Source organism: Sporosarcina sp. FSL K6-1540, assembly GCF_038620285.1.
In the GTDB taxonomy this organism is placed as follows: Bacteria; Bacillota; Bacilli; order Bacillales_A; family Planococcaceae; genus Sporosarcina; species Sporosarcina psychrophila.
The window spans coordinates 2,772,108-2,787,802 of record NZ_CP152018.1 but is presented as its reverse complement, the minus strand read 5'-3'; the positions used below and the strand labels follow the sequence as shown (position 1 = coordinate 2,787,802).

Annotated in this window: 19 protein-coding genes; 9 read left to right on the top strand and 10 right to left on the bottom strand. The window is 39.7% G+C overall.

Features of this window, described 5'->3' with window-relative positions; genetic code table 11:
* Positions 1-133 precede the first annotated feature (133 nt).
* Entirely contained in the window at positions 134-808 is a 675-nt protein-coding gene (locus MKY15_RS13230; RefSeq protein ID WP_342537729.1) for a DNA alkylation repair protein, read from the top strand.
* Between the two features lie 127 nt (positions 809-935).
* Here MKY15_RS13230 and MKY15_RS13225 read toward each other — a convergent pair whose 3' ends face one another.
* Positions 936-1,121, bottom strand: coding sequence for a gamma-type small acid-soluble spore protein (locus MKY15_RS13225; protein ID WP_338653252.1), 186 nt, complete (start codon positions 1,119-1,121; stop codon positions 936-938).
* Between the two features lie 348 nt (positions 1,122-1,469).
* Here MKY15_RS13225 and MKY15_RS13220 point away from each other — a divergent pair, with 348 nt between their 5' ends.
* The 3 genes from MKY15_RS13220 to MKY15_RS13210 all read left to right on the top strand — a co-directional run bounded on the left by MKY15_RS13220 (position 1,470) and on the right by MKY15_RS13210 (position 3,219).
* Positions 1,470-1,793, top strand: a complete 324-nt coding sequence (locus MKY15_RS13220) for a PadR family transcriptional regulator (protein WP_340765795.1) — start codon at positions 1,470-1,472, stop codon at positions 1,791-1,793.
* Positions 1,786-2,814 (top strand): DUF4097 family beta strand repeat-containing protein, encoded by a 1,029-nt coding sequence (locus MKY15_RS13215; RefSeq protein WP_342537726.1) that lies wholly within the window; start codon positions 1,786-1,788, stop codon positions 2,812-2,814. Before MKY15_RS13220 ends, MKY15_RS13215 begins: the two co-directional genes overlap by 8 nt.
* Positions 2,815-3,084: 270 nt before the next feature.
* On the top strand, positions 3,085-3,219 hold the full coding sequence (locus tag MKY15_RS13210; protein ID WP_342537725.1) for a hypothetical protein: 135 nt from the start codon (positions 3,085-3,087) through the stop codon (positions 3,217-3,219).
* Between the two features lie 248 nt (positions 3,220-3,467).
* Here the strand turns inward: MKY15_RS13210 and MKY15_RS13205 are convergent, their stop codons facing one another.
* Complete coding sequence (locus tag MKY15_RS13205; protein WP_067206678.1) at positions 3,468-3,971, bottom strand: DinB family protein; 504 nt, start codon at positions 3,969-3,971, stop codon at positions 3,468-3,470.
* 234 nt (positions 3,972-4,205) lie between these two features.
* Between MKY15_RS13205 and MKY15_RS13200 the strand changes: the two genes are divergently transcribed.
* Both MKY15_RS13200 and MKY15_RS13195 read left to right on the top strand, forming a co-directional pair.
* A complete protein-coding gene (locus MKY15_RS13200; protein ID WP_342537724.1) occupies positions 4,206-5,531 on the top strand; it encodes a M20/M25/M40 family metallo-hydrolase in 1,326 nt (441 codons plus the stop codon).
* A 60-nt stretch (positions 5,532-5,591) separates the two neighbouring features.
* Positions 5,592-6,038 carry a YaiI/YqxD family protein gene (locus MKY15_RS13195; protein WP_067206672.1) on the top strand — a complete coding sequence of 149 codons (447 nt, stop codon included), beginning with the start codon at positions 5,592-5,594 and terminating at the stop codon, positions 6,036-6,038.
* Positions 6,039-6,118: 80 nt separating this feature from the next.
* Here MKY15_RS13195 and MKY15_RS13190 read toward each other — a convergent pair whose 3' ends face one another.
* The 4 genes from MKY15_RS13190 to MKY15_RS13175 all read right to left on the bottom strand — a co-directional run bounded on the left by MKY15_RS13190 (position 6,119) and on the right by MKY15_RS13175 (position 9,175).
* Positions 6,119-6,256: a hypothetical protein gene (locus MKY15_RS13190; protein WP_187046973.1), complete on the bottom strand. Its 138-nt coding sequence runs from the start codon at positions 6,254-6,256 to the stop codon at positions 6,119-6,121.
* Positions 6,257-6,323: 67 nt separating this feature from the next.
* Positions 6,324-6,479 (bottom strand): hypothetical protein, encoded by a 156-nt coding sequence (locus MKY15_RS13185; RefSeq protein WP_342537722.1) that lies wholly within the window; start codon positions 6,477-6,479, stop codon positions 6,324-6,326.
* 589 nt (positions 6,480-7,068) lie between these two features.
* The gene (locus MKY15_RS13180; RefSeq protein ID WP_342537721.1) at positions 7,069-8,658 is read right to left on the bottom strand and encodes a DUF4179 domain-containing protein; all 1,590 of its coding nucleotides are present in this window, start codon (positions 8,656-8,658) and stop codon (positions 7,069-7,071) included.
* A complete protein-coding gene (locus tag MKY15_RS13175) occupies positions 8,648-9,175 on the bottom strand; it encodes an RNA polymerase sigma factor (RefSeq protein WP_342537720.1) in 528 nt (175 codons plus the stop codon). Before MKY15_RS13175 ends, MKY15_RS13180 begins: the two co-directional genes overlap by 11 nt.
* 570 nt (positions 9,176-9,745) lie before the next feature.
* Between MKY15_RS13175 and MKY15_RS13170 the strand changes: the two genes are divergently transcribed.
* A complete protein-coding gene (locus MKY15_RS13170; RefSeq protein WP_342537719.1) occupies positions 9,746-10,201 on the top strand; it encodes a GNAT family N-acetyltransferase in 456 nt (151 codons plus the stop codon).
* Positions 10,202-10,568: 367 nt separating this feature from the next.
* Here MKY15_RS13170 and MKY15_RS13165 read toward each other — a convergent pair whose 3' ends face one another.
* Positions 10,569-11,573, bottom strand: coding sequence for an LLM class flavin-dependent oxidoreductase (locus MKY15_RS13165; protein ID WP_340741629.1), 1,005 nt, complete (start codon positions 11,571-11,573; stop codon positions 10,569-10,571).
* 132 nt (positions 11,574-11,705) lie between these two features.
* Between MKY15_RS13165 and MKY15_RS13160 the strand changes: the two genes are divergently transcribed.
* On the top strand, positions 11,706-12,785 hold the full coding sequence (locus MKY15_RS13160; protein WP_342537718.1) for a 3-oxoacyl-[acyl-carrier-protein] synthase III C-terminal domain-containing protein: 1,080 nt from the start codon (positions 11,706-11,708) through the stop codon (positions 12,783-12,785).
* A 12-nt stretch (positions 12,786-12,797) separates the two neighbouring features.
* Positions 12,798-13,328 carry an isoprenylcysteine carboxyl methyltransferase family protein gene (locus MKY15_RS13155; protein WP_187046968.1) on the top strand — a complete coding sequence of 177 codons (531 nt, stop codon included), beginning with the start codon at positions 12,798-12,800 and terminating at the stop codon, positions 13,326-13,328.
* Positions 13,329-13,865: 537 nt separating this feature from the next.
* Here MKY15_RS13155 and MKY15_RS13150 read toward each other — a convergent pair.
* The 3 genes from MKY15_RS13150 to MKY15_RS13140 form a co-directional block, all read right to left on the bottom strand.
* Entirely contained in the window at positions 13,866-14,120 is a 255-nt protein-coding gene (locus MKY15_RS13150) for a GlsB/YeaQ/YmgE family stress response membrane protein (protein ID WP_067206657.1), read from the bottom strand.
* Positions 14,121-14,451: 331 nt separating this feature from the next.
* The gene (locus MKY15_RS13145; protein ID WP_067206654.1) at positions 14,452-14,862 is read right to left on the bottom strand and encodes an NUDIX hydrolase; all 411 of its coding nucleotides are present in this window, start codon (positions 14,860-14,862) and stop codon (positions 14,452-14,454) included.
* A 47-nt stretch (positions 14,863-14,909) separates the two neighbouring features.
* Positions 14,910-15,275 carry a hypothetical protein gene (locus tag MKY15_RS13140; protein WP_342537717.1) on the bottom strand — a complete coding sequence of 122 codons (366 nt, stop codon included), beginning with the start codon at positions 15,273-15,275 and terminating at the stop codon, positions 14,910-14,912.
* Positions 15,276-15,695: the final 420 nt, after the last annotated feature.

Sequence of the window (15,695 nt, the reverse complement as noted above, 5' to 3'; positions counted from 1 at the left end):
GCTAGATTCATGTGTCGTACAAATAGATTATTGCAGTTTCTATTGAATTCTAAATTAATAGTGCCAAGTATATAGCATTAAGTTATTCTTTTTGATACGCTTTTCTTAATCACACCGTCAGGAGGTAATTTCATTGAAAACAGTATGGAATCATCAAGGAATTATTGAACTATTTGAAGCCAATCACAATGAAGAACTAGCTGGACCGATGACGGCCTATCTGAAAAATCATTTCCCTTTCCTCGGTATCAAAAGTCCTAGACGTAAGGAATTATTGAAAGAGCACTTCGCCGAATATACGTTGCCTGGACCTGAGCACCTGTTTGAAGAAGTGTGGAAACTTTATGAACTGCCGAAGCGGGAGTACCAATATGCAGCAATTGCGCTGATTGAGAAAATGAAAAAGCATTTAACGACAGATGATTTTCCTGCATTACTTCAATTAATTGAAACGAAATCATGGTGGGATAGCGTGGATTCAATTGCGCCTCACTTTGTAGGTCACATTGTAAAACTTGATCGCGATTATGGTGAAAAAATCATGTTGGAGTGGTCTCTTTCGGACAATATGTGGACAAACCGTTCAGCAATTCTTCATCAATTAAAATTCAAACAACAGACAGATACCGAGCTATTATTCCAGATTATCAAACAGCATTCAGATTCTAAGGAGTTTTTCATCCAAAAAGCGATTGGTTGGGCATTGCGAGAATATGCAAAGACGGATCCAGATCTTGTGAAAGTATTTGTGGAGGATCATCCATTAAAGCCGCTTAGTAAGCGGGAGGCGTTGAAGCATTTTAAGTGACTTCGCTCTTGTCAGTGTAAGTAAACCATCAAAACAAGAAAATCTCCCCTTAAGTTGAAGTTATTTCATCTAAAAAAATGCCAAGTATCCACACCATTAAAAACGGTTCGGTTACCTGGCATCTTTTTTATAGATTTTTCTTTTTTACCTCTTCCATATTAGTATCACTATAAATTGCGGTTCCAGTTCCACCCGTTTTGGCAAGTATTTCTTTCACCTCATTATACGTTAGACCAGATTCTTCATTTTGTCTTTTAACCTCCATAATGTCCGTACCCGCTTCTGTAAATTTCTTTTGACTATTACTTTTCATTTGAGAACCTCCAATTATTTTGTCCCCTTATAGTTCCCCAATGAAAGATTTTCACGCAGGCTCTTCCTGCCAACTATGAAATCATTGTCAAATGCCAGGAATATCACCGTTACTTGCCTTCCTCATAAATGCTCGCAATTTTTCCAATTGAGGCAATTCGGATTTACACATTAGTTTGGCTAACACTCAAAATTATATGCGGAAATTGTGTGGGTATGAAAAGTACTTGTATAAATGACAAAACCAGTACCTTGCAATGAATAATACTATATGATATATTGTTGTCAACAAGTACATTGTATGAGATAGTACTGTCCATTGAACTATAGTGAAAGGAGTGTAAGCGAAGTGAATGTACAATTCAAAAAAGGTGTGCTGAATTTATGCGTGCTTGTTCTTCTTGATAAGCAAGATCGCTATGGCTATGAGCTTGTGCAAAAGATTTCCGATCAAATTGCAATTTCCGAAGGATCTGTTTATCCCCTGCTACGTCGGTTAACGAAAGAAGGTTATTTCACGACCTATTTGCAGGAATCAACGGAAGGTCCTCCCCGTAAGTATTACACATTGACGGATGCTGGCCGAGAATATCTTCATGAACAGTTAAGCGAATGGAAAAGTTTCACGGATGGCGTGAATACATTAATCGAGGAGGGTGTAAGGAATGACTGAAAACCAATTTATAGTTGAACTTGAAACTGCATTGAACCAACTGCCTGCTGAGGAACGGAATGAAATTATTCAAGATATCCAAGAATACTTCACGAATGGCCGTGAGGATGGAAAATCAGAAAACGACATCGCCACCTCCCTAGGCTCTCCTAGGAAAATTGCTGAAGAATTACTTGAGTCGTCTTCATTTGTGGAAAATAAGGCGGAAATCGTGTCAACGAATGAAATCATTACAATCCAAGATAACCTGTTTTTGAATGTCGATATCAACGTCCAGCATGGCGCACTATTTGTCAGTCCATCTGACAGTTCGATGACGACCGTTGAATTGATTGGTTCTAATGAAAAATTGAAACTAACTGCGGAAGTCGTTGGCGATACATTGTTCATCAGGCTTAAAAGTTTACGCCACTGGTTACTCATGTTCAATTTCAATATGAAAGCGGTGACCCTTAACGTGATTATTCCAATGAAGCTGTATCAATCGATTGCGATGAAGACAGATAATGGACGGATTTCTGCTGAGAAAATACTCTGCAAAAAAGTCAGTGTAAATACCGACAATGGAAAAATCCAATTAAAAGAGATTGCTGCCACTTCGTTGACAGCTGAAACGGATAATGGACGAATTGAAATCGATAAGGTGCAGATCGATCATTTACGAGCGAAAACGGATAACGGGCGAATTGAAATGCGTCATGTCGATGCGGACAGCATTGCAGCTGAGTCTGATAATGGTAGAATCGAGCTCGAACATGTCACGGGTTCCATTGTTGGCAGTACTGATAATGGCCGTATTACACTTCAGACGGACAGCCTTGATCGAAATATTGATTTTCAAACTGATAACGGAAGCATTGTTATTCAATCAACTAGCAAGCCAACAAATGTCTCCATTCATACGAAAACGGGCCATGGTAAAGTCGATGTATTTGGCGAACGCAATTCACGGACGGTCATCGGCACTGGTGAACATACGATTCGTTTGAAGTCGGATAATGGACGGATTACGGTCGGGTGACCATGGATATGATTGGTTGGTGATGGTTTATATTCGCTCGGTGAACTGATATGGTCTGTATGCAATGGCATATGATCGTTTTGCTTACGGATATGCTCGGGAGGCAATGGCATATGATCGTTTTGCTTACTGATTTGCTCGGGAGTAATGGTATATGATCGTTTTGCTTACTGATTTGCTCGGGAGCAACGGCATATGATCGTTTTGCTTACTGATTTGCTCGGGAGCAATGGCATATGATCGTTAGCTTACGGATATGCTCGGGAGGTAATGACATATGATCGATTAGCATACAGATATGCTCGGGAAGCAATGGCATATGATCGTTTTGCTTACGGATATGCTCGAGAGCAATGGCATATAATCGTTTTGCTTACGGATTTGCTCGGGAGTAATGGCATATGATCGTTTTGCTTACGGATATGCTCGGGAGCAATGGCATATGATCGTTTTGCTTACGGATTTGCTCGGGAGCAATGGTATGTAATCGCTTTGCTTACTGATATGCTCGGGAGTAATGGTATATGATCGTTTTGCTTACGGATATGCTCGGTCTACAACCCTATATGCTCGTTTTCCATGTTAACTAGTTAATCTCAAATAAAAAAAGCTGAGGACACCGATTTCCAGGTGTCCTCAGCTTTTTCATGTCTTTACACGACCGGTGCTTCTCCACCAAATGCTGCCCACTCTTCGCGGGATGGTCCATAGACGCCCGGTACAGGCAAACCGGCTTGTCTCATGAGTACGGTCATTTGACCGCGGTGATGCGTTTGGTGCGCTGTTAATATACCAAGCACAGTTCCGATCGCCCATTGCTCCCCATACATCTCTTTTAATTCAGCTAACGATTCATCAGTCCACTGTTCTTTGATTGCCGCAACCATTGCTTCATTTGTTGAACGGTAAGCCCCAGCAATTTCAACAGCCGATGTTGGTACAGCTGCATCGTGAGGATTTGCTTCGAAATCAAGGCCTGTCCGTGACATCATCTCGCCAAGCGTTGTAACGATATGCCATGCGATTCGGCCAAGGGTACGGTCTTCGGCTGACACTTCTTGATCAAGAGATTTATCAGTTAATGTGTTTAGGATTTTCTGTGTCGATTCACTTTCATGGCCCCAGTTAATAAGAAACTCTTCGATTGTTTTAAACATATATATCCCTCCAAATTTTTCTTTACTCTATAAACCTTTTCGTCACCTGTCGTAATTTCCCCTTCATTATCATAAAAATAGAGGACATGGGCATTCTCCTGCTATTTATAGAACTCGCCGTTTCACTTCCTCTAGTAGCGTTGCTTGCCTGGCTTTGTGAATCCATCCCTGTCACGATTTTAATGTAACTGTATCGTCATGGTATAATTTCCATAATTAGAATGGAGGAATCTTATGACCCGTAAAAAAATGCTGTTCCCATTCCTATTACTAATTTCTATCCTAATGACAGCTTGTTCAGCTAGTTCATCTGGCGTGGAAGGTCCTGAATTTGATAAAGCACAAACTGAATTTATCCAGGAATTAAGTGTTGAAAATATTTTTTCTTCATTAAATGAATTAACGAAAAACCCCCGAGTAGCTGGCACAAGTTCGGAAATGCAGGCAGCTGCTTTTTTGACTGCTCAATTGAAGTCGGAAGGATATGAAGTCGAAGTTCAACCATTTGATTTCGAAAGGTACGTCATACCAGAGTCGCATGGCCTAGTTGTCGAAGACTTTCCGGACCCACTCTCTCCTGCCCCATTTCAATATTCAGTTGACGGTAATGTCGACGGTCAATTGATCGATGCAGGATATGGCTTGAAAAAGGATTACAAAAAAATTGATGTAAAAGGAAAAATTGCGCTTGTCGCTGTTGATAAAACTGCTTTTTATGAACTGGTTTTATTCGCTTCAGAGGCAGGTGCTAAGGCTATTCTTCTCTATTTCCCTGATGAACTGGAAATTGATAACTGGACGCTTGGTAGAGAGCATTTTAAAGACTTCATCCCCGCTCTAGCTCTTACTTATGATGAAGGGACGAAGCTTGTTGAATTTCTGAAAAACGGTACCCCCGTCAGCGCGGCTGTTAAAATTAAAGGAGCCCGTATTGACAAAGCTGCATCACAAAATTTGATTGCCACTAAGCATCCCACTTCCGAAACGGATGATGACATTATACTAATTGGTGCCCATTATGATTCCGTCGACAAAGCACCCGGTGCGAGTGACAATGCAAGCGGTACAGCAGTTGTCCTTGAACTGGCAAGGATGTTCAAAACGGTTCCAACAAATAAAGAAATTCGATTCCTATTTTTTGGTGCTGAAGAAGAAGGATTGCACGGTTCAGAAAAGTATGTAAGTACTTTGACGAAAGATGAAATCAAGCGCTCTGCCGCCATGTTCAATTTGGATATGGTGGGCAGTGCCGACGCTGGAGATTTAGCCATACAAACGATAGATGGTTCAGACAATGTAGTTACAAAAGCCGCAAGTAAAGCGAACGAAGCACTAAATGGTGACCCAATCGAGACCGACTTCGGAGACAGAAGCGATCACACACCTTTTCATAATGCAGGAATCGACGCAGCGTTATTCATTTATGATCCAGTGGAAGAGTGGTATCATACGCCAGAGGACACAATTGAAAAGTTAAGTAAGGCCCGTCTTGTTAACGTCGCCAAAATTGTTGGTACATCGATTTTTGAACTAACCTTTTCAGGTACAACCAAAGAATAATACAAAACGAGTTCTTTATTCATAAAATCTGGCATACTAAAGATAAAGGGAGGCTGCTTTATGACGACAATTCTAATCGACGCGGATGCGTGTCCGGTTGTGAAAGAAACGATCCGAATAGCGGGGACCTTCGGATTTCGCTGCATCCTTATCTGCGATACGACCCACGAAATGCATCGAGATGGTGCAGAGACTATTATCGTCTCTAAGGGTGCGGATGCAGTTGATTTTGTACTTGTAAATCGTGTACAGAAAGATGATATTGTCGTTACACAAGATTATGGTTTGGCCGCGATGGTGCTTGCAAAAAAAGGGCATCCAATTGACCAAAACGGGCGACTCTATACGGAAGACAATATTGACCAGCTGTTATATGCTCGCCATACCGCCCAGAAAGTTCGAATGGCTGGCGGACGACTACGCGGCCCAAAAAAGCGTTCAAAAGAGAGTGATTTGAAGTTCGAAGAAAGTTTAAAAAAGTTGTGTACGGAACTTGTAGATAAGTAAGAAAAAACCAGTAAGCATCTTATGAAAAATAGAAAGAGAGCCCAAACCATAATCGGTTGGGCTCTTTTTTGTCAGTATCGTTATTTTTTGTCCCTTATTTCTTCTAAAAGATCTATTACTCGATTGTTTTGCGTTTCAATGGTCTTTAAACTTTTCTCAATTGTGTTTGAAGAAAAAAACACAATCAGTACAAGAGCCACTCCAATAATCAATTCCAATGCTTTTCCCCCATAAAATAGCTCTTTTCATTATGAATATTTTCTAGTTTAAAGCATCGTCGGCATTCTATACTTTTTTCCTCATTTCATCACGTATTTCTTTCAGGTATTCATTCCTTTGTTTCGCCGTTTTTATAATAGCAAGAACTGCATAAATACCAAATCCTAGAATACCTAAATATATTAATAGTGGTAAAATCCCCAATATCGCTAATGAGTTCACAAATAACCCCCCCTTTATTAATAGCATAACCTATCTAAATAATATTATTATCCATTTCTATATATGTTGAACTAATGAATACGGCGTATACGCTTTACAAGGGCTTTTGGGAGCCCGCCGAAAAGTTCTATTACTAGAACTCCTACCAATACCGCTTCGGCGCTTTGTGGATGCCTCCCGTGATAAGCCAGAAAGAAGACCACTTTCAGTCTTATCACTCCGGCTACCACGAAGTCGCGCCTTCGCTAGATGGTCTATGTGAGAAAGAGCATTTCATTAGCTGTGATGCAGACTGCAAGCTGGAGTACGTCTTTCTAGATATAAATAGTATCAACTAGTAATCACTTTATAATCTCGGCATATACATTTCAAAATCACATTTCTCTCGATAATGAACACCCTAGCGCAGGCGCGGCAAAGGCATCAGCAAAGCGCCAAGCTTTCTACAATCCACACCCCGAATTAATACTCTCTCCTTATTGAGCACCACAGTAGATTCAATGGGATTCTTTAATTCAACATATTTAGCAAGACTTTCTTGAAGAAATAACACAGAAAGCTCAAACTTAGGTTCCCCCACTTAAAACAATCATTCAAATGAAATCTCAATTATATCATCGTAAAACGAAGTTACTGAATAGCCTTCAATTTCTAGCACAGCGGGAACAAAATCCCCCTCTTTGTCATCCCTATACAACTGGATATGATGCTCAGTAGAGAAGAATCTTGGATGTTCAAGTTCATTTAGACGGTAAAAGTTTTCATTTACTTTATATTTTCCGCCATGTTTATCAATATAATATCCATCCACGTTTGTGCCACCTGATGCCCCCTGACCGTCTTTGTCATAAAAACGATAGTCGAGTCTTTCGTAGACCCTCTTATGATGTAGCTCCTCAGTCATCTCAATTTTTGTCCGCTCTCCAACTTCAATTTGTTTAATGCAAATTTTATTTCCCCCATACTCAAATGTTTGTGGCAACTCTTTTGAAACATCAACGGCAAATTGCGCTTGCTCTTCTATTGAATATGAAGCACTTCCAATGTGAATAAGGACATCTGTTGGTTTTTCAAAATAGAGCGACTCAAATGTTGTTTCCACTGAATTCCAGCCATCTGCACTCCCGCCGCCACCAGAACCAGCCAATCCTAGTTGACCATACACATGCTTTCCTTTACTTTCGAGACTAGCAATTGTCAGGTATTGTATCTTTCTATTTGGATTTTCATTGCGGTATTGATAAGACAATACCGTTATTGTCGGTGCAATCGTCAGTTTATCAAATATAACCGGATTTCCATCAATTTCAGTTTCAACTTGAAATTCATGTACAATTGCTGGATGTTTCTTAACCGGAATGTCAAAACGCCAATCTCCTTCAATAAATTCATTGGTGCCAATCGATATACTTTGAGAGCCTTCTGTATCTTTAGGAGTATTACTCAATTTCTCAAGCTTGCTAAGCTCCAAATGAATTGTTCCCTCATCAGTAGACATCGGTGCAGCACCTAGTCTGCCTCTATACACATGGTTACTTTCTGAATAGATACTTAGAGAACTACTGACAGGCGAGTATGAAGGTTCATCTTTACTCACCCAAATTTCATCTTGATTAGTGATTTGCAGGCCTTCGTTGTAATTGATCATATAATTATTGTCCTTCCGTTGATCCTCAATTTCATAATAGATGAGCGTCTGTATGTCGTCAGCAACTACACTTGTTATTGTTACCTTCACTCCATTGCTTTCTGCTTCTAAGTTAAGATATTCACCTAAACCATTTTGAACATAGTCCTGCATCTGCTCATTTTGATTGTTACTTAAATCTTTCCACCAATCCATTACACTTGTAAAACTATTCGTTGCAACAGCTGTCCCTACGAATAACGTTAAGAAAAGTGTTGCCACTATTCCCATCGTTGCTCGATGTTTAGATTTCTTTTGCCTGCTTTCCTGAGTGTTAGAAACTGTATTTCTGACATTACGCATAAAATCGTCCGGGACCTGAATTAAATCACTTTCAGAATCAAGGATAACAGCAATCATCTGTAATTCTTTCATGTCCTTTTTGCAGTTTTCACATTCAGTTAAATGCTGTTCAATCTTTTTCCTTGTCAACTCTCCAAGGTTTTCTTCCAAATAATCAATGAAATACTCTTGAACATCATTACAATCCATGGTCTTCACCGCCTTCGATTGTTTTTCTAAGTATCATAAGACCCCTATACAATCGCGATTTCACAGTCCCTACTGGCAGTTTTAGAATAAGTGCAATTTCCTTCTGGGAGTAACCTTGAAGGTACTTTAATATAATAATTTCCTTATGTATTTCATCCAGTTTATCTAACTCTTCCAATACTACTACCGTTGTTTCAAGTGGGTTATTATCCAACGGTTCTTGCAGACTATTCATCTCTGTTTGTTTCCTTTTTCGGTAAATTGCTCTACATTCATTGATAAATATTGAGGTCACCCAAGTTTCAAAATATCTATCTTCCTTTAATTGTCCAATTTTGTCATGCACTTTAATAATGGTATTGTGAAAAACATCTTCAACATCGTGGTGATTTTTAAGATAGGACCAACCGATTTTATAAAACTTGGATTTTCTTTCATCAAACCAATCTACCACTGCATTCATATCTTGCTTTTTAATCTTTTTGAGTCGTTTAGAATCCAAAATCGATGTGACCACAAACGTCTGGCCCCCTTCCCACATACTGCTTTAGCAATTAGAGTATTTAGCTCTACTAAAAGTTCCATTTCAATTAAATTTCTTTGCTGACTGCACTCAATATTTTGGGAGAATAGCATCACTTACAGATAAAAGGTCCATTGGTGTAATTTGAGAATTCCCGATAAGGTCTGATTACTTATTATAGAGGTTGATCAGAAGTTCTGTATTATTTAAACAGGATTTTTTGAATGTTTTAAAATACCAGTCATGTAACTCCACTATAGGTCCTATATAAGTTGAAATAAAGATTTCCTTTCAAACCCACTACGGCCCTAGGGGTAGCCTTCGCTCAGTTTATATAGGTATTCATTTATTCAACATTATAATAGTGAAATTTGGATATTTACGACAATTAATATGATATAATCAAAATGCTCACTAATTATCTGATAATTAGTAGGGAGAAATAGTAAGAGGAGGCGTTCATTATGACAAACAAAATCACTTTTATTACTGACGACTACAAGGGGATAGCGACTAATTAACAAATTGGTTTAGTGTTTCCCCGAATTTTGAAAGGGGAAAATTATGAGTACAGAGAATGTGAAAATTGTAGAACTAAATGCAGAAAACTGGTATGACTGTTGTGAATTAGAGGTATCAAAAGAACAACAAGAATATATTGAGCCAAATGCAATATCAATAGCTCAATCAAAGTTTGAACTTACGTTAAAGCCATATGCTATTTATGCTGAAGAAAGAGTAGTTGGTTTTTTGATGTACAATTCTGTTCAAGAGGAACTTGATGGTTATTGGGTATATAGAATAATGGTGGATAAGCAAATCCAAGGCAAAGGTATAGGTAAAGCCGCTACTAAACTAATGATATCAGAAATGGCTATATCGCTAAATGCAATAAAAATTGTAGTAGGTTATCATCCAAATAACTTGGGAGCTCATAATTTGTACTCTAGTTTGGGATTTATTGATAATGGTGATAGGTTCGGTAAAGAAATGGCTGTTATCAAATATATAATCAATTAATAAACCAATAAGTATCTTAAATTCCGTACTAATCGATGTTTCAATTGAAGATAGAAAGAGTATGTTTCGAATAATTCCTTTCAAAACATGCTCTTTCTTTTTGTTTACTTTTAAATTTCTTTCCTTACTTTTATCAAATCAGTTTCACTATTCTTGTCAGATCTAACGGGCTATTTTATACAGTTCCTTAGATTTCAAAAAAACAAAATAAGAGCACCGCCAAAAGGCAGTGCTCGTCTATGCTGGTATCTTAAATTGAAATACATTGCTCTCCCTGAATGAAATCCAGCAGCCTATCGACAAGCTTTTTTCATCGTTCTGTCATCTTTTGTACAAGTTATGCGTACGTTGAAGGGTAGACAATCGTTCAGACTAACATTTCCTTAGCAATCAATTCATAGGATTTCAGCTTATCTTGGAAATCGTAAGCAATCATGACAAGCATCACTTCATCCGCATTATATTCTTCTGCAATTTTTTCAATCTCAGCACGGACCTTTTTTGGCGTACCGACAATCATCCGTTTGCGATTTTCGATAACCCGTTGCTGTTCATAATGACTATATGGATAAGTAAGCGCTTTGTCGGGTGAAGGAGTTCCAACTGAGGGCATTCCCTGTTCAAGCATGACCATGGACAAATCAAGTGAAGAGACAATTCGCTCCGCTTCTTCTTCCGTTTCTGCACAGGCGAAGAAGACAGCAACTGCCTGCTTTGGCCTTTGCAAATATGCAGAAGGTTGGAATCTTTTGCGATAGTGATTCGCGTAAGAAGGGCCTCCTTCTCCGTTGATGAACTGTGCAAACATATACGGTAACCCTTTTTCTGCTGCGAGAAGTGCGGAACTTTGGCTTGATCCCAACATCCAAACTGGTGGTGCTTCTTCAATGATGGGCGTTGCTTTCAAGCCTTGATATATGTGCTCTGCTGGCATTGTGTCATTCAAATACATGAGCAAGTCATCCACTTGTCCAGGGAATTTATTGACATCTCGGTAGTTCCCGTCATGCAGTGCATATGTCGCACGCGGCATTCCACCCGGTGCGCGGCCAACCCCAGCATCAATCCGTCCTGGAAAAAGTGCTTCAAGAAGTTTGAAGTTCTCAGCTACTTTATAAGCCGAGTAATGAGGCAACATTACACCACCTGACCCTAAACGGATTGAAGACGTAACAGATGCAAGATGGGAAATGAGTATTTCAGGTGATGACCCAGCAAGCGTCGTTGCGTCATGGTGTTCAGAAACCCAGAACCTTGTATAACCCCATTCCTCAGCTTTTTTTGCAAGTTGTGCTGTGTGTTTTAGCGATTCCACGGCGTTACTGCCTTCGGAAATCGGCGATTGGTCTAAAATGCTTAATTTTATGGACATAAAAGCCCCCCTATTATCATTCCCTCCATTTTACATGAAGTTCCCTATTTACATGGTGGGCATGCTCAGTATCAATGTTTGATAAAGTCATATTAAGGCAATGAGTACTATTAATGAAGCTGGAGGTAGCCTATGCCAAAAATTCTTTCTGTCAGTACTTTTAAACCGCCTCATGAAGTGAAACAGCAACAAGCAGTTGAGTTAACCCGATCACTTTTTAGTAAGAAATATAATGATATTGAAAGGCTTTTAAAAGTCTTTCAAAATGGCGACATCGAAACGCGAAATGTCTGTATGCCCATTGAATGGTATGGAAAAGAGCATGACTTTGAAGAGCGCAATAATTTATACATTCAACATACTGTCGATTTCGGTGTACAAGCTGTGCTGTCATGTCTCAAAGGGGATGGCATGCTTGATGAACCGATTGAACCATCAATGATTGACGCCATTTACTTCATCTCAAGCAGTGGGATTTCAACACCAAGCATTGAAGCACTTATTATGAATCGGCTTCCTTTTCGGGATGATACAAAACGTGTTCCTATTTGGGGGCTTGGTTGTGCTGGAGGGGCCGCTGGAATCAGCAGGGCGTATGAGTATTGCCTTGCCTTTCCGGAAGCAAATGTCCTTGTACTCTCTGGTGAATTATGCAGTTTGACGTTTCAGAAAGACGATTATTCAAAAAGTAATCTAGTAGGTGTCTCACTATTTTCTGATGGGATTGCTTGCGCATTGGTTTCTGGGGATAAATCTTCGGTGAAGGTCAAAAAAGCGATGCCCAAGGTTATTGCAACCACGTCAAAACTGATGCCCGATTCTGAAAATGTTATGGGCTGGGATGTGAAAAACACTGGACTGTATGTTGTTTTCTCAAAAAGCATTCCAGCTATCATAACAAATTGGCTCGGACCTTTCGTCCATGAATTCCTCGGTGATCACGGGCTAACAAAAGACGATATCTCACACTTCGTCGCACATCCTGGTGGAAAAAAAATACTTGAAGCATATGAAACAGCCCTAGGATTTGATCAAAACAAAACGAATATTTCGCGTGATGTATTGCGTCACAATGGGAATATGTCGTCCCCTACTATCCTTTACGTGTTAGAGAAGTTCATGGAAAGTGAACCTGCTGCCGGTGAGTATGGACTAATGGCTGCACTCGGCCCTGGATTTTGTGGTGAACTGCTGTTATTGAAATGGGAATGAGGTGTTTTGCAGATGCTATTTGCCATTGTCATTTCAATCGTTATCTTACAGCGGCTTGTTGAACTTGTTGTTGCGAAACGCAATGAGCAATGGATGCGCAGCCAAGGGGCTTTCGAAGCGGGTGCCGCCCACTACCCCATTATGGTTGCCATGCATATAGCCTTTTTCATTTCCCTTCTTGCAGAAGTCATTCTGCTCGACAAGTCACTGTCATCAATATGGATTATACTTCTCGTCATTTTTCTAACGGCGCAAGTAGCACGGATCTGGTGCCTTACTTCGCTCGGGAAGTTCTGGAATACAAAAATCATCATCTTACCAGGTGCAGACGTTGTACAGAAAGGCCCGTATAAGTGGGTGCGCCATCCGAATTATGTAATTGTGACGACTGAGCTCTTGGTGCTTCCCCTCATGTTTGGTGCTTATTTAACAGCAATCATTTTCACATTGCTGAATGTTTGGATGTTATCCGTGCGGATTCCCGCAGAAGAAAAAGCATTGAAGGATGCGACGAATTATAGAGAGAAGTTTTCGCTGGACTAATATATTTGGCACTACTTATTAGAATTAACTAGGCGGTATACCTCACCCGTATAACGAACAAATCTAGCGAAGGAGCGACACTAATGATAGACAGCCCAATATCGCCGCATCCTGCAGGCACCGGAGCAATATAGACCAAGGAGGGATGCAGTTCATCCCTTTCTGACGGGCTTATTGCGTGAGGCCATCACCAAGCGACAAAGCGGTGTTGGAAGAACACTCTAATTGTTAAGTGTCGACTATATAATTAACAAATACATTCGATACCTACTTTTCTAAAGAACAAAAGCGCAAGTGCCTGTTCAGGGGCGACAGGCATAAGACGGGCTGGCGAAGCGGCGTTCTTTGCCGCACAGCCGGACCGACTTATGACCCGAGCCTCTAGGCGCTGGAGTCTGGACGTAAAATCTCTATGTCGCAGCTTATCCACAGTACGTGATCTTATGATTTTCTAAGCTACGATTAAAAAACGCTGAGCTTAACTAGTCAGCGTTTTCTTATTTCCTTGCCATCAAATAACTTTCAATCATGAAGAGATTAATATCTCCTACGCATGGATTTCATAACGAAACTAACAACAATCACTATGATAAGTGCTCCGACAATGGCAGGTACAATGTAAAAATCAGCTAATTTCGGACCCCAATTCCCTAGCAACCTACTTCCAATCCATGCACCAATGATACCAGCAATCACATTTCCTACGAGTCCACCCGGCATATCTTTACCTGCGACTAACCCTGCAAACCAACCGATGATTCCCCCAATAATTAAATATAATAACAGTCCCATACATTACATCCCCTTGTTATTTATTTTTAGTATATGAATTAATTATGATAACGGTAAAAATCCATTTTTTTAATCAACTAGAATGTTTATAAAGCCTATAGAATACTTAGAAATTGCCCTGAATAATTGAAGAGACAAATGACATGTCGTTACTCCTCCCCATATTCATCAGTTCCTTTTCCTTACTCCAATGAAAAAGTTCAAATTTCGTATTCTCTATAAACTAATACGCTTAATAATTCTTGAATATACCTTTTCTCCATAACTCTTGCCACTCCATTTCACCATCGACTAATCCCATATTCTATTCTATCTTCTAGCATCCCTCCCATTACACTTGAATTGTATAAGCCGAAGATGATTTAAGCATTCTTTCTACTCCGCCAGGATGATAAGGCATAAAGCCATTCGCTGTCGGCAAATCTACCCACTTTATTTCTAAAATTTCTTCTTCGTCTTGAATCGAGCATTCCCCGGATACGATCGTTGCTTTAAATGTTAGAAATAAAGCGTGATGCCCTTTTGCATTAAAAAATGCTTCATTCACCGCCACGATACGGTCAACTTCAATTGTCAAACCTGTTTCTTCTTGGGCTTCACGAATAATTGCCAGCTCTAACGTTTCCCCATCTTCAACGTCACCGCCGGGAAGAGACCAGCCGCTACCTTTGTTATTGACCATCAGTACTTTTTGCTCATCTTCTTTATAAATAAGTGCATAGACAACATTTACTCTTTTCATTTCTGACTTCCCCCCAATGTCCATTAACTACAACAGAATCCCCAAAACTACCCTTCATACATGCCTATATAGGGTATTTCCTTACCGTCTACTATTACAATATATGCGGGCGTATCCGTTATATATATCTTTGTTCCAACAGGTAATTTATTAGATGTACCACTTTTAAAGTTCCATGCTTTGTCCGTCTTTTTTGTTATTTCTCCCACTTGCTCACCCAATTCATAGGATAATTCTTTTAGCCATTCTAGATCTCGAGCCTTCGAGTAGACGATACTATCTAAAACAAAAATATCCGCATCACTACTTCCAAGAAAATCTTTCGGCGTGGGATTTCCTTTATAAGCTTCTTGACAGCCTGATACTACCAATAGAAGGAAAGTTATAAAGAGTACTAATCGACCCATTTTCATGAATATAACTGCCCCCCTTATTCAAAAGTCTTATAAGTCAACATGCAAAAAGCGAGTGATATGACAGGCAGAAAACCGTAAACAGGCCCAAGTGTAAATGAAACCCCGCCATTAACATAGCGACTAGTCCGAAGCGGTTTCGTATTGATATTCTATCTAAATATGCTTTATCAGCCTCTGAAATACCTTCATCGTCTTATGAAAATCTCTTTATAAACTCCATGCATTTTTTTATAAAGCCTCATAATTCATATGCCCTAAAATACAACATAACCTCCTATATTCGCCACAATATGGAACAACCCTACTACTTATACGTTGTTCATGTACAAATGGTTCCATAATCTACAAATAATAGGCTTTTGAATGTTTTATTAATTTCCAAAAGCGAAGGAGCACTCCCTAACAGGTGTGCTCCTT